11 protein-coding genes and 1 pseudogene are annotated in these 13,487 nt (G+C 52.9%); 9 read left to right on the forward strand and 3 right to left on the reverse strand.

Annotated features, from left to right (window positions below):
• Positions 1 to 40: 40 nt before the first annotated feature.
• Positions 41 to 268, reverse strand: coding sequence for a type 2 periplasmic-binding domain-containing protein (locus E2L00_RS21980; protein ID WP_201279417.1), 228 nt, complete (start codon positions 266 to 268; stop codon positions 41 to 43).
• Here E2L00_RS21980 and E2L00_RS13150 point away from each other — a divergent pair.
• The 8 genes and pseudogenes from E2L00_RS13150 to E2L00_RS13185 form a co-directional block, all read left to right on the forward strand.
• Positions 177 to 521 (forward strand): annotated as a pseudogene (locus tag E2L00_RS13150) (cysteine hydrolase family protein); the annotation flags it as partial. The gene E2L00_RS21980 and the pseudogene E2L00_RS13150 sit on opposite strands and share 92 nt — an antisense overlap.
• 107 nt (positions 522 to 628) lie before the next feature.
• Positions 629 to 1,234 carry a recombination mediator RecR gene (recR, locus tag E2L00_RS13155; RefSeq protein WP_167612265.1) on the forward strand — a complete coding sequence of 202 codons (606 nt, stop codon included), beginning with the start codon at positions 629 to 631 and terminating at the stop codon, positions 1,232 to 1,234.
• 115 nt (positions 1,235 to 1,349) lie between these two features.
• On the forward strand, positions 1,350 to 3,224 hold the full coding sequence (htpG, locus tag E2L00_RS13160; RefSeq protein WP_167612268.1) for a molecular chaperone HtpG: 1,875 nt from the start codon (positions 1,350 to 1,352) through the stop codon (positions 3,222 to 3,224).
• A gap of 206 nt (positions 3,225 to 3,430) precedes the next feature.
• The gene (gene adk, locus E2L00_RS13165; protein WP_167612271.1) at positions 3,431 to 4,075 is read left to right on the forward strand and encodes an adenylate kinase; all 645 of its coding nucleotides are present in this window, start codon (positions 3,431 to 3,433) and stop codon (positions 4,073 to 4,075) included.
• A gap of 295 nt (positions 4,076 to 4,370) precedes the next feature.
• The gene (gene hemH / locus E2L00_RS13170; protein ID WP_167612273.1) at positions 4,371 to 5,333 is read left to right on the forward strand and encodes a ferrochelatase; all 963 of its coding nucleotides are present in this window, start codon (positions 4,371 to 4,373) and stop codon (positions 5,331 to 5,333) included.
• Positions 5,334 to 5,395: 62 nt separating this feature from the next.
• The gene (locus E2L00_RS13175) at positions 5,396 to 6,700 is read left to right on the forward strand and encodes an inosine/guanosine kinase (protein ID WP_167612276.1); all 1,305 of its coding nucleotides are present in this window, start codon (positions 5,396 to 5,398) and stop codon (positions 6,698 to 6,700) included.
• A 149-nt stretch (positions 6,701 to 6,849) separates the two neighbouring features.
• On the forward strand, positions 6,850 to 7,098 hold the full coding sequence (locus tag E2L00_RS13180) for a helix-turn-helix domain-containing protein (RefSeq protein ID WP_167612279.1): 249 nt from the start codon (positions 6,850 to 6,852) through the stop codon (positions 7,096 to 7,098).
• Positions 7,099 to 8,409 carry a type II toxin-antitoxin system HipA family toxin gene (locus E2L00_RS13185; RefSeq protein ID WP_167612282.1) on the forward strand — a complete coding sequence of 437 codons (1,311 nt, stop codon included), beginning with the start codon at positions 7,099 to 7,101 and terminating at the stop codon, positions 8,407 to 8,409.
• Between the two features lie 39 nt (positions 8,410 to 8,448).
• Here E2L00_RS13185 and ybaL read toward each other — a convergent pair whose 3' ends face one another.
• Both ybaL and E2L00_RS13195 read right to left on the reverse strand, forming a co-directional pair.
• On the reverse strand, positions 8,449 to 10,125 hold the full coding sequence (gene ybaL, locus E2L00_RS13190; protein WP_167612285.1) for a YbaL family putative K(+) efflux transporter: 1,677 nt from the start codon (positions 10,123 to 10,125) through the stop codon (positions 8,449 to 8,451).
• A gap of 234 nt (positions 10,126 to 10,359) precedes the next feature.
• On the reverse strand, positions 10,360 to 11,568 hold the full coding sequence (locus E2L00_RS13195; RefSeq protein WP_167612288.1) for an MFS transporter: 1,209 nt from the start codon (positions 11,566 to 11,568) through the stop codon (positions 10,360 to 10,362).
• A 196-nt stretch (positions 11,569 to 11,764) separates the two neighbouring features.
• Here E2L00_RS13195 and ushA point away from each other — a divergent pair, with 196 nt between their 5' ends.
• Positions 11,765 to 13,417 carry a bifunctional UDP-sugar hydrolase/5'-nucleotidase UshA gene (gene ushA, locus E2L00_RS13200; protein WP_167612291.1) on the forward strand — a complete coding sequence of 551 codons (1,653 nt, stop codon included), beginning with the start codon at positions 11,765 to 11,767 and terminating at the stop codon, positions 13,415 to 13,417.
• The last annotated feature ends 70 nt before the right edge of the window (positions 13,418 to 13,487 follow it).

A 13,487-nucleotide genomic window follows, 5' to 3' on the forward strand; every position in this document is an offset into this window, starting at 1 on the left:
CCGTTGTCGAGGCGACGCCTCACTTTCGTCAACGCCGCAGCTACTCCTCTTCAGACTCCCCATAACGCTTCATCAAAAAATCAATCTTGCGCATTACCAGATTGCTGTCTTCCAGCGGAAGCGGGCGCACGCGAATCGCGGTATCAACGTTTTCATTAAGCACGTCAACCTGACGGTTGGTTACTTCAGGCTGTACCTTTACCAGCGTATGGATGGCTTTCCCGGCTATCAGCGCCGTGGCGGAAGGCTTTAAAGTTTTCTCGGTCATTGACGCTTCGGGAACCTACTCCAAAATGGCGCAGGAAATTACCCTGGCGCGCGTCGTGCAGGCGGGCGTAGTACCGAGGGATGCCGCAGCCATCGTGGCGGAAATTCAGCATATCTGGAATCGTGATGACGCGATGGAATGGGCGAGTCTCTGGGGCGGCGTCTTTACCGAATATGGCTTGCTGATGGAAAGCCATCAGCAAGCGCAGAATAGGGTATCGAATCAGGCGCTGCTGGACGCTCAGCGAAGCTAAAAAATTCCCCTTGTGCGAGTCATCGCGCAGGGAGACTATCTTTTTCTATGCCCGCCCGCAGGGCTAATGTTAGGCTATGGCCCACTATTTTTTCAGAAATCTGAGCGATGCAAACCAGCCCTCTACTTACAGCCCTTATGGAATCCCTGCGTTGCCTGCCCGGCGTTGGCCCTAAGTCTGCACAGCGCATGGCGTTTGCACTCCTGCAACGCGATCGCAGCGGCGGAATGCGCCTTGCTCAGGCGCTGACTCGCGCCATGTCGGAAATCGGCCACTGTGCGGATTGCCGCACCTTTACCGAACAGGAAGTATGCGCTATCTGTTCCAACCCGCGCCGCCAGGAAAATGGGCAGATTTGCGTGGTGGAAACCCCGGCGGATATCCACGCCATCGAAGCCACCGGCCAGTTCTCCGGCCGTTATTTTGTGCTGATGGGCCATCTTTCTCCGCTCGACGGCATCGGCCCTGACGATATCGGACTTGGTCGTCTGGAAGCGCGTTTATCCAGCGAGTCCATTAAAGAGATCATTCTGGCTACCAACCCGACGGTAGAAGGCGAAGCGACGGCCAACTATATTGCCGAATTGTGCGGGCAGTATGGCGTAGATGCCAGCCGTATCGCGCACGGCGTGCCCGTGGGCGGCGAACTGGAAATGGTTGACGGCACCACGCTTTCGCACTCGCTGGCCGGGCGCCACAAGATTAACTTCTAATCGAACAAGGGGAGATTCTTCGTCTCCCCGCTTGAAAAATTCTTTCGCTATCCCCATTACTTCCTCAACGTTTTTATCACCCCTGTATTTTGATTTTGTTGAGGTATCAATGACCATGAAAGGACAAGAGACCCGTGGCTTCCAGTCTGAAGTGAAACAGCTTCTGCACCTGATGATCCATTCTCTCTATTCAAATAAAGAAATCTTCCTGCGTGAACTGATCTCCAACGCCTCCGATGCGGCAGACAAGCTGCGTTTCCGCGCGCTGTCCCACGCCGATCTATACGAGGGTGACGGCGAACTGCGCGTGCGCGTCTCTTTTGATAAAGAAAAACGTACGCTGACTATCGCCGATAACGGCATCGGTATGACGCGTGACGAAGCCATCGATCATCTGGGGACCATTGCCAAGTCCGGCACCAAAGCCTTCCTGGAATCCATGGGCTCCGACCAGGCGAAAGACAGCCAGCTTATCGGCCAGTTCGGCGTGGGCTTCTATTCCGCGTTTATCGTGGCGGACAAGGTCACCGTGCGCACTCGTGCCGCCGGGGCATCTGCTGACGAAGGCGTGTTCTGGGAATCCGAAGGGGCGGGTGAATATACCGTAGCGGACATCACTAAAGCGGATCGCGGGACCGAAATCACGCTGCATCTGCGTGAAGGCGAAGACGAATTCCTCGACGACTGGCGCGTGCGTTCCATCATCGGTAAATATTCCGATCACATCGCGCTGCCGGTTGAAATCGAAACCCGCGAAGAGAAAGATGGCGAAACTATCCTCGGCTGGGAAAAAATCAACAAAGCCCAGGCGCTGTGGACCCGCAGCAAATCTGAAGTGAAGGACGAAGAGTACAACGAGTTCTACAAGCACATCGCCCACGACTTTACCGACCCGCTGGCCTGGAGCCACAACCGCGTGGAAGGGAAGCAGGAATACACCAGCCTGCTGTATATCCCGTCCCAGGCGCCGTGGGATATGTGGAACCGCGATCATAAACACGGCCTGAAGCTTTACGTACAGCGCGTGTTTATTATGGACGACGCCGAACAGTTCATGCCGAACTACCTGCGCTTCGTGCGCGGCCTGATAGATTCCAACGATCTGCCGCTGAACGTTTCCCGTGAAATCCTGCAGGACAGCCGCGTAACGCAGAACCTGCGCAGCGCGCTGACCAAACGCGTTCTGCAAATGCTGGATAAACTGGCGAAAGACGATAGCGAAAAGTACCAGACCTTCTGGAAAAACTTTGGCCTGGTGCTGAAGGAAGGGCCGGCGGAAGATAACGCTAACCAGGAAGCGATCGCTAAGCTGCTACGCTTTGCGACGACTCATACTGATTCCTCTGCACAAACCGTGTCGCTGGAAGAGTATGTGTCACGCATGAAAGAAGGCCAGGAGAAGATTTACTACATCACCGCAGACAGCTACGCGGCGGCGAAGAGCAGCCCGCATCTGGAACTGCTGCGTAAGAAAGGCATCGAAGTGCTGCTGCTTTCCGACCGCATCGATGAGTGGATGATGAGCTACCTGACCGAGTTCGGAGGTTTTGCGTTCCAGTCCGTGAGCAAAACCGACGAATCCCTGGAAAAATTGGCGGACGAAGAAACCGCCGAAGCGAAAGAAGCTGAAAAAGCCCTTGAGCCGTTTGTGGATCGCGTGAAAACGTGGCTTGGCGATCGCGTGAAAGAGGTCCGCCTGACGCATCGTCTGACCGATACGCCAGCCATCGTTACCACCGACAGCAACGACATGAGCACCCAGATGGCAAAACTGTTTGCCGCTGCGGGCCAGGCCGTGCCGGAAGTGAAGTACATTTTTGAGCTGAATCCGGATCACGGGCTGGTGAAACGCGCCGCGGACATCCAGGATGAAGCGCAGTTTGGCGAATGGGTAGAGCTGCTGCTCGATCAGGCGTTGCTGGCAGAACGCGGCACGCTTGAAGATCCGAACCAGTTTATCCGTCGTATGAACCAGCTTCTGGTCTCCTGATAATTCTCTCTCCCTAACCCTCTCTCTTCCTGGGAGAGGGGACATTCGGCACACTTTTTTCTTCCTCTCCCCATTGGGGAGAGGAGCATTTATCTCATTAAGCGCGCTACTCCCGCCTGGCTTCCTTGAGGTGAATACGCCTTTAATGATAAGGTCATTGCCTCAGATCCAAGTACACAAAATCCAAACGTATGGGGAATTACGCAATGCGTATCATTCTGCTCGGCGCTCCGGGCGCAGGTAAAGGGACTCAGGCACAGTTCATCATGGAGAAATACGGTATTCCGCAAATCTCTACCGGTGACATGTTACGCGCCGCGGTTAAATCTGGTTCAGAACTGGGTAAACAAGCCAAAGACATCATGGACGCTGGAAAGCTGGTGACCGATGAGCTGGTTATTGCGCTGGTGAAAGAGCGTATTGCTCAGGAAGATTGCCGTAAAGGTTTCCTGCTTGATGGCTTCCCGCGCACCATTCCACAGGCCGACGCCATGAAAGAAGCTGGCATCAGCGTGGACGTGGTTCTGGAGTTCGCTGTACCAGACGAACTGATCGTCGAACGTATCGTGGGTCGTCGTGTACACGCGCCGTCTGGTCGCGTTTATCACGTCACCTTCAATCCGCCAAAAGTCGAAGGTAAAGACGACGTAACCGGTGAAGAGCTGACCACCCGTAAAGACGATCGGGAAGAAACCGTACGTAAACGCCTGGTGGAATACCATCAGATGACGGCTCCGCTGATCGCTTACTACAGCAAAGAAGCCGAAGCGGGCAACACCAGATATGTGAAAATCGACGGCACCCGTAAAGTGGCCGAAGTCAGCGCAGAGCTGGCGAAAATCCTCGGTTGATATAAAGCCGATGTAAAATACCGGGGCGTGCCCCGGTATTTGATTGCTGACAAAGAAAGAAAAAGCGTGGTTTTTCCTTCTTTGTGGTTATCAGCCGAAAATCAATGAATTGATTTTCCTTATTTTTTATTCGGTGGTATAGGTTCAACCTGTGTTGGTTGAGCGTTTGTCATCGGTCTGATACCGGGGCGTGCCCCGGTATTTTTTTATCTGCAACTTTCCCTCTTACTGTTATCGGTTTTTCCAGAGTGCTTTTACGTTACACTTATCGGCAATTTGTTGATAAGGAGGGGTAATGGGTCAGGAAAAAATAGGCGTTTTGCTGGCAAATCTTGGTACGCCTGACGCACCGACTCCGGCGGCGGTTAAACGCTACCTGCGCCAGTTTTTGAGCGATAAACGTGTCGTCGATACCGCTCGTCTGCTCTGGTGGCCGCTGCTGCGCGGCGTGATTCTGCCGCTGCGTTCTCCACGGGTGGCAAAGCTTTATCAATCCGTCTGGATGGAAGAAGGCTCTCCGCTGATGGTGTTCAGTCGCCGTCAGCAGCAGGCCCTGGCAGCACAGCTGCCGGACATGCCCGTCGTGCTGGGAATGAGCTACGGCAATCCTTCGTTAAAAAGCGCGGTTGATGAACTTCTGTCGCATAACGTCACGCATATTGTGGTGCTGCCGCTTTATCCGCAATTTTCCTGCTCGACGGTGGCCGCCGTCTGGGACGAGCTGGGACGCATTTTTGCCGATTACCGCACCATGCCTTCCATCTCGTTGATACGCGATTACGCTGAAGATACTTCTTATATCAACGCGCTGGCAGCCTCGGTGAAGCGTTCTTTTGCGCAGCACGGCGAGCCGGATTTACTTCTGCTCTCATACCACGGTATTCCACAGCGTTACGCTAACGAAGGTGACGATTATCCGCAGCGCTGCCGCGATACCACGCGCGAACTGCTCTCCGCGCTGGAACTGCCGCCGGAAAAAGTGATGATGACGTTCCAGTCGCGCTTTGGACGTGAGCCCTGGCTGATGCCCTATACGGATGAGACGTTGAAAATGGTGGCAGAAAAGGGTGTGAAACATATTCAGGTCATGTGTCCCGGCTTCTCGGCGGACTGTCTGGAAACGCTTGAAGAAATGGCGGTACAAAACCGTGAAGTCTTTATCGAAGCGGGCGGCACAAAGTATGAATATATCCCCGCGCTCAATGACGATCCTGCCCACATCGCCATGATGGTGAATCTCATCGACCGCTATCGCTAATCGTGCCACGGGCCGTGAATGTGCTACTATTCGCGGCCTGTTTAGCCACCCCCAAAAACATCATGAAATTTCCCGGTAAACGCAAATCCAAACATTATTTTCCCGTAAGCGCCCGCGATCCTTTGCTGCAGCAGGTTCAACCTGAAAACGAAACCGGCACTTCCTGGATTGTTGGTATCGATCAGACGCTGGTAGATATCGAAGCCAAAGTTGACGACGAATTCGTTCAGCGTTACGGGTTAAGCTTCGGGCATTCTCTGGTCATCGACGATGACGTTGCGGAAGCGTTGTACCGGGAGCTGGTGCAAAAAAATCTCATTACCCACCAGTTTGCTGGCGGCACCATCGGCAATACCATGCATAACTACTCCGTGCTGGCGGACGACCGTTCGGTTCTGCTTGGCGTGATGTGCAGCAATATCGAAATCGGCAGCTATGCCTACCGCTATTTATGCAACACCTCCAGCCGTACCGATCTCAACTATCTGCAGGGCGTAGACGGGGCGATTGGCCGCTGCTTTACGCTAATTGGTGAGCAGGGCGAACGCACCTTTGCAATCAGCCCGGGCCATATGAACCAGCTACGCGCCGACAGCATTCCTGAGGAAGTCATTGCCGGGGCTTCCGCGCTGGTGCTGACCTCCTACCTCGTCCGTTGTAAACCCGGCGAGCCAATGCCGGATGCCACCATGCGGGCGATTGATTATGCCAAAAAGCATAACGTCCCGGTCGTGCTGACGCTGGGCACAAAATACGTGATTGCCGAAAACCCGGAGTGGTGGCAGGCGTTCCTGAAAGAGCACGTCTCGATTCTGGCGATGAACGAAGAAGAAGGCGAGGCGCTGACCGGCGAAAGCGATCCGCTACTTGCCGCTGACAGGGCGCTGGACTGGGTCGATTTAGTGCTTTGCACCGCCGGGCCGGTTGGGCTTTATATGGCGGCCTTTACGGAGGAGTCGGCTAAACGCACCACCCAGCATCCGCTGTTACCGGGTACGATAGCCGAATTTAACCAATACGAATTTAGCCGAGCGATGCGTTATAAAGATTGTCGCCAGCCGCTGCGCATTTTCTCCCATATCGCGCCGTACATGGGCGGCCCGGAAAAAATCATGAATACCAATGGCGCAGGCGACGGTGCGCTGGCCGCGCTGCTGCATGATATTACGGCGAATAACTATCACCGCTCCAACGTGCCGAACTCCAGCAAGCACCAGTTCACCTGGCTGACCTATTCGTCTCTGGCGCAGGTGTGTAAATACGCGAACCGCGTGAGCTATCAGGTACTGAACCAGCACTCCCCGCGCCTGACGCGCGGTTTGCCGGAGCGTGAAGATAGTCTGGAAGAGTCTTACTGGGATCGTTAGTTGACCCAACTCCGTCTTTCAAGAAAGGCTGGTAAGTTAAACTTATCAGCCTTTTTTACGCGCCAGGACCGGTAAAATTGATTTTACACGCTAGTGCCGTTAAACTCCATTTTACACGCTAGTCCCGGTAAAAACCTGCGAGGCGAAAAATGAAGATCACTTCCCCACAACAGCTAGCTATTTTCCTGAAGGATACTCGAAAAGGAAGAAAACAAACGCAGGAAGCGCTCGCGGAGAAAGTGGGACTGCGGCAGGATACCATCTCAAAATTTGAAAATAGCCCCGATAAAACACAAGTGGATACTTTATTTAAAATATTGTCATCCATGAATATGGATCTTCATGTTGAACCGAGATCTGAGCAAGGCCGCTCTGAAAAATGGAAAGAGGAGTGGTAGATGAAAAGCTTGGCCGTGTTTATGAACGGCTACCTGGTGGGACAATTGATACAGGAAAAAAGCGGGGCGAATATCTTCCGCTACGATCCCCGTTGGCTTAATACATCAGGCGCTCGTCCTGTATCACTTTCTATGCCACTTCGTACCGCGGAATACGCAGGGGAAGTTGTTTTCAACTTCTTCGACAATCTTCTGCCGGATAACCGTGAAATTCGCGAGCGAATAGCCAGCCGCTACCAGGCCGACTCACTGCAACCCTTCGACTTACTGTATGAAATTGGCCGTGATTGTGTCGGGGCATTAATATTGCAGCCTCCGGAAGAAGTCATGCAGAATGTTGAACAAATAAATAGTGAGGTGATTGATGCGCAGGAGTTGGACGAAATGCTGACCGGCTATTTAAGCCCTTCCCGCTTCCAGCAAAAAAATATGCGGGATTTCCGTATTTCAATTGCCGGGGCGCAAGAAAAAACCGCGCTGCTTCGCTACCGGGAACGTTGGCAATTACCTAAAGGTATAACGCCTACAACCCATATATTTAAATTGCCCGTAGGAGAAATCCAGGGGCATAGCTTTACGCTCGATCTAAGAGATAGTGTAGAAAACGAATGGCTCAGCATGCTACTGACGGGACTCTATGGCCTGGATGTACCGCAGTGCGAGATCGTCACTACGGCTAATACCAAAGCATTAGCGGTAGAGCGTTTCGATCGCCGTTTTATCAATAATAAAAGCTGGATTGCACGTCTTCCCCAGGAAGATATCTGTCAGGCCTTAGGTATTCCATCAACTAAAAAATATGAAAGCGATGGCGGCCCGGGGATTGCGGAAATCATGAAATTTTTACTGGGATCGGATAATGCTGATCGGGATCGTGAAACCTTTATGCGCAGCCATATTCTTTTCTGGCTGCTGGCGGCAAGCGATGGGCACGCAAAAAATTATTCTGTCACAATAATGGCTGGTGGTGGCTATAAACTGACGCCGTTATACGACATTATGTCTTGCTATCCCCTTATTGGCGGACGTGGCCTCGCAAAGCAGAATATTAAAATGGCTATGGCGTTAGCTTCGACGGGAAAAGGGAAAAAGTACGAATGGCATTCGATTTATCCGCGCAACTTCCTGGCAACGGCTAAAAAATGTGGATTTAGCGAATCTCGCATGGCGGATTTGATTCATGAGTTTTATGAAAAAACGCCCGAGGTACTGAGACAGGCAAGAGCATTAGTGCCAGCGACTTTTCCCGAACATATTAGCGAGGCAATCTTTAAAGGCGTAGAAAATGCTGCGCGCCGACTTGTTATGTGAAATCTGGTGGGTTAAAAAGTAACCCACCAGAAAGATAAATTACCCCGTCACCGTATCCTGAGTTAAAGGTTTTTCTAACAGCCCCATCATCGTATTGGCAATTTCTCTTTCACCCATTACGACCTGACTGGCGCCGCGTTCAGTGATGTATTCCACCTCATCGTCATAATGCGCGCGGGCAATAATTTCGATGTTCGGGCACTTTGCTCGCGCTGCCGCCACGACTTCCCCGGCTTCGTAGCCGTTAGGAATGGTGAGCAGCAGCCAGCGGGCGCAGTCCAGATGCGCCAGATTCATGATTTCCTCGTTGGCAGCATTTCCCAGCACGGCACGCACGCCTCGCTCGCGCAGCTCATCCACCCGGCTACGTGAGGTTTCCACTACCACCAGCGGAATGCCCTGCGCCATAAGCTTTTCGCCCAGCAGGCTGCCAACTCGTCCAAAACCTACTAGCAGCGCGTGGTTGCAGATATCGACAGGGATCTGTTTTTCTTCCTCAATGGCTTCTTCCAGCGTCTGCTCTTCAAGCGTTTCGGTTTTAACAAGATAGCGCTCAAGCACCGCGAACAGGATAGGGTTGAGCATGATCGACAGAATCGCCCCTGCGAGAACCAGATTTTGGCCGTTTTGCGGCAGCAGATTGAGCATCATGCCGAGACTTGCGAGAATAAAGGCGAACTCACCTATTTGCGCGAGGCTGGTGGCGATGGTCAGCGCCGTGCGCTGTGAGTGACCAAACAGGCGAACCAGCCCGAACGCGGCGACGGATTTACCGAAAACGATGATCGCCAGCGTGCCCAGTACGGCCAGCGGTTCCTGAATCAGGATCATCGGATCGAAAAGCATGCCGACGGAAACGAAGAACAGCACGGCGAACGCATCGCGCAGCGGAAGGGTATCGTGTGCGGCCCGATGGCTCAGCTCTGATTCGTTCAGCACCATCCCGGCGAAGAAGGCGCCGAGCGCAAAGGACACGTCAAAGAGTTCGACCGCACCAAAGGCGATGCCCAGCGCCAGCGCCAGCACAGAGAGCGTGAACAGTTCGCGCGAGCCGGTAGCCGCACTGCGCGCCAGAATCCACGGCACCAGACGGCGACCCACAACCAGCATAATGGCAATAAAGGCGGCGACTTTACCGATGGTGAAAGCCATATCGAGCGACAGCGAAGCCAGGCCCACGTTGCCTTTTTCCAGCATGCCCGCAACCGCTGGCAGCAGGACCAGCGTTAACACCATCATCAGATCTTCAACTATCAGCCAGCCAATGGCGATTTGCCCTCGCTGACTGTCGATAAGCTGCCGTTCTTCAAGCGCGCGCAGTAACACTACGGTGCTTGCGGTGGAAAGGCACAGACCAAAGACGATCCCGGTCATTACTGGCCAGCCCATCATTGTGGAAAGCGCCATACCCAATAGCGTCGCTACTGCTATCTGTGCGATCGCGCCGGGGATGGCGATGGTCTTTACCGCCATAAGATCCTTCAGGGAGAAGTGAAGACCCACGCCGAACATCAAAAGGATAACGCCTAATTCCGCCAGTTCCGGTGCCAGTTTGGTATCAGCGACAAAGCCTGGCGTAAATGGACCCGCGAGCACGCCTGCTAATAAATATCCAACCAGCGGTGATATCCGCAGCTTGTTGGCAAGCATTCCGAATAAAAAAGCGAGCACAAGACCACCAACAATGGTGGTGATAAGCGGTGTGGCATGATGCATTCCGTCTCCTTTCGTAAGCAGTGGGGTCCAGTTTTGGGCATTAGTCCAAAAATCACCTTATTAGTTTATGACAATTTTTTTATCGGCGTTGGTGAATGATTATTAAATTTTTAGTAAAAGGCGCATTTCGACAAAAAGAAGGCACTAAGCGTTGTTTCAGACAGTTATGGCGAGGAGGAGGCGAGGAAGCATGGGGTAAAAAAGCGGCCAAAGAAAGTCTTTGGCCGGTTAAAGCTACGATTTATGCCGATTATCGGGCAGGAATATGGTCAAAATACCCAACAACGGCAGGAAGGCGCAGATATTGTAAACCAGCTCGATACTTGTACGATCGGCCACCAGGCCAAGCACCGCAGCTCCGAGCCCGCCCATACCAAAGGCAAAGCCGAAAAATAGCCCGGAAACCATGCCGATACGTCCCGGCATCAGCTCCTGGGCATACACCAGAATTGCAGAAAAAGCAGAGGCGAGAATAAAGCCGATAATAACGGTTAATATGCCCGTCCAGTACAAAGAGGCGTAGGGTAAAGCCAGCGTAAAAGGCGCAACGCCGAGAATCGATCCCCAGATGACATATTTTCGGCCTATTTTGTCGCCCAGCGGCCCGCCAATCACCGTACCGGCGGCGACGGCAAACAAGAAGGCAAACAGGTGGAACTGGGCGTTTTGCACCGACAGCCCAAATTTATGCATTAAATAGAAGGTGTAATAGCTGCTAATGCTCGCCATATAAAAATACTTCGAGAAAATCAGCAGCAGCAGAATGCAAACCGCCAGAATGACTTTGTCGCGCGGCAGCGGATTAATCACCGGCGCTTTAGGCTTACCCTTTGCAATCAGATGCTGGGCGGCGTACCAGCGGCTAATTTGCAGCAGCACGATAATCGCCAGCAGCGCGGCCAGCACGAACCAGGCAACGTTGCCTTTGCCGTAAGGAGCAATGATCAGCGCCGCCAGCAAGGGCCCGAGTGAGCTGCCGAAGTTACCGCCCACCTGGAACAGGGACTGCGCCAGACCATGACGGCCACCGGAAGCCATACGCGCCACGCGCGATGATTCAGGGTGGAAGATGGATGAGCCCGTGCCGACCAGCGCCGCCGCCAGTAAGACCATCGGAAAGCTACCCGCCAGCGCGAGCAGTATCAGCCCGCAAAGCGTAAAGCACATACCAATCGGTAACGACCACGGCATCGGATATTTATCGGTGTAATAGCCCACCACCGGCTGCAATAGCGAAGAGGCCAGCTGGAAGGTAAGGGTTATCATACCTATCTGGACAAAGCTTAAAGAAAATTCAGCCTGAAGCAGCGGGTAGAGCGCCAGAATCAGCGACTGAATCATATCGTTAAGCAAATGCGAGAGGCTAATAGCCCCTAAAATGCCAAAAGAGGTGCGCGCCTTTTTTGCTTCCGGCGGCGTGAGGGTTTGTTCGGAGGTTGCCATAAACACCTGTTGAAAAGCTGATTATTATTTTTGAAACGGATAACGGTTACGGATTGCAGGCGTATCCGTGGATTATTGTTACCCTGATAACATACCCGCAGGCAAGTTTTGAGGAAAGTCGCAATTCATAAAACTTATTTGCCTCGCCTGCTAACATTCTGATAATGGTTCAGGTTTAAGAAAATGGAGATTTTCAATGCGGTTGGCAATTAAAGGGTTAGCGTCGGCACTGTTAGTGGCGTTGAGTTTGACGAGCGTATCTGCGCTGGCGTGGGAAAAAGACAAAACCTACAACATTACTATTCTGCACACCAACGACCATCACGGCCATTTCTGGCGTAATGAATATGGCGAATATGGCCTGGCCGCGCAGAAAACGCTGGTGGACAGCGTGCGTAAAGAAGTGAAGCAGAAAGGCGGTAGCGTACTATTGCTCTCGGGCGGTGATATCAATACCGGCGTGCCGGAATCCGACCTGCAGGATGCAGAGCCCGATTTCCGCGGCATGAATCTGATTGGCTACGACGCGATGGCTATCGGGAACCATGAGTTCGACAATCCGCTTTCGGTTTTGCGCCAGCAGGAAAAATGGGCCAAATTCCCGCTGCTTTCAGCCAATATTTATCAAAAAAGCACCGGGGAACGCTTATTTAAACCCTGGGCCATTTTCAAACCGCAGGGCATTAAAATCGCGGTAATTGGCCTGACCACAGACGACACCGCAAAAATCGGTAACCCTGAATTCTTCACCGATATCGAATTCCGCAAACCTGCCGACGAAGCGAAGCTGGCGATTCAGGAACTGCAAAGTACAGAAAAGCCGGACGTGATTATCGCTGCGACCCACATGGGTCACTATGATAACGGCGAACACGGCTCCAACGCGCCGGGGGACGTTGAAATGGCGCGCAGTCTGCCAGCAGGCGCGCTGACAATGATTGTGGGCGGTCACTCACAAAACCCAGTCTGCATGGCTTCCGAAAACAAAAAGCAGGTTGATTACGTGCCGGGTACGCCCTGCGCGCCGGATAAGCAAAACGGCACATGGATTGTGCAGGCGCACGAGTGGGGAAAATACGTTGGCCGCGCGGATTTTGAATTCCGCAACGGCGAGATGAAGCTGGTCCACTATCAGCTGATTCCCATCAATCTGAAGAAGAAAATTACCTACGACAACGGCGAAAGTGAGCGCGTACTTTACACTCCGCAAATCGTTGAAAATCAGCGCATGCTTTCGCTGTTAACGCCGTTCCAGAATAAAGGCCAGGCGCAGCTTAAGGTAAAAGTGGGCAGCGTGAACGGGCATCTGGAAGGGGATCGCAGCAAAGTTCGGTTTGTACAAACGAACCTCGCGCATGTCATCCTTGCCGCGCAAATGGCGCGCACCAGCGCAGATTTTGCGGTGATGAGCGGCGGCGGTATTCGCGATTCTATCGAAGCGGGCGATATTACCTATAAAGATGTGCTGAAGGTGCAGCCGTTTGGCAATACCCTGGCTTATGTCGATATGTCGGGTAAAGAAGTCGTTGAATACCTGACTGCTGTTGCGAAGAAAACGCCTGATTCCGGAGCGTATCCGCAGTTTGCCAACGTCAGTTTTGTTTCAACCGGCGGCAATTTGCAGGATTTAAAAATAAAAGGCGAAGCGGTTGACCCAGCCAAAACCTACCGTATGGCGACGCTGAGCTTTAACGCCACCGGCGGCGACGGCTATCCGGCTATCGATAAAAAACCGGCCTATGTCAATACCGGTTTTGTGGATGCGGAAGTGCTTAAGCAGTACATCGAACAAAACTCACCGCTGGATGTGAACGCTTACGAGCCGAAAGGCGAGGTGCGCTGGCAGTAATAATTCGTCAATCCTCTCCCGCAAGGGGGAGGGTTTTCCAGACCCATTCCTGCCTGACCGCTTCACTTCA

Source organism: Cedecea colo, from assembly GCF_011808225.1.
Taxonomy (GTDB): domain Bacteria; phylum Pseudomonadota; class Gammaproteobacteria; order Enterobacterales; family Enterobacteriaceae; genus Dryocola; species Dryocola colo.

Bases quoted from the DNA above. Each gene is read 5' to 3' on its own strand.
- E2L00_RS13195 (WP_167612288.1), bottom strand. From the start codon at position 11,568: ATGGCAACCTCCGAACAAACCCTCACGCCGCCGGAAGCAAAAAAGGCG.
- hemH (WP_167612273.1), top strand. From the start codon at position 4,371: ATGGGTCAGGAAAAAATAGGCGTTTTGCTGGCAAATCTTGGTACGCCT.
- adk (WP_167612271.1), top strand. From the start codon at position 3,431: ATGCGTATCATTCTGCTCGGCGCTCCGGGCGCAGGTAAAGGGACTCAG.
- E2L00_RS13175 (WP_167612276.1), top strand. From the start codon at position 5,396: ATGAAATTTCCCGGTAAACGCAAATCCAAACATTATTTTCCCGTAAGC.
- htpG (WP_167612268.1), top strand. From the start codon at position 1,350: ATGAAAGGACAAGAGACCCGTGGCTTCCAGTCTGAAGTGAAACAGCTT.
- E2L00_RS13185 (WP_167612282.1), top strand. From the start codon at position 7,099: ATGAAAAGCTTGGCCGTGTTTATGAACGGCTACCTGGTGGGACAATTG.
- ybaL (WP_167612285.1), bottom strand. From the start codon at position 10,125: ATGCATCATGCCACACCGCTTATCACCACCATTGTTGGTGGTCTTGTG.
- E2L00_RS21980 (WP_201279417.1), bottom strand. From the start codon at position 268: ATGACCGAGAAAACTTTAAAGCCTTCCGCCACGGCGCTGATAGCCGGG.
- E2L00_RS13180 (WP_167612279.1), top strand. From the start codon at position 6,850: ATGAAGATCACTTCCCCACAACAGCTAGCTATTTTCCTGAAGGATACT.
- ushA (WP_167612291.1), top strand. From the start codon at position 11,765: ATGCGGTTGGCAATTAAAGGGTTAGCGTCGGCACTGTTAGTGGCGTTG.
- recR (WP_167612265.1), top strand. From the start codon at position 629: ATGCAAACCAGCCCTCTACTTACAGCCCTTATGGAATCCCTGCGTTGC.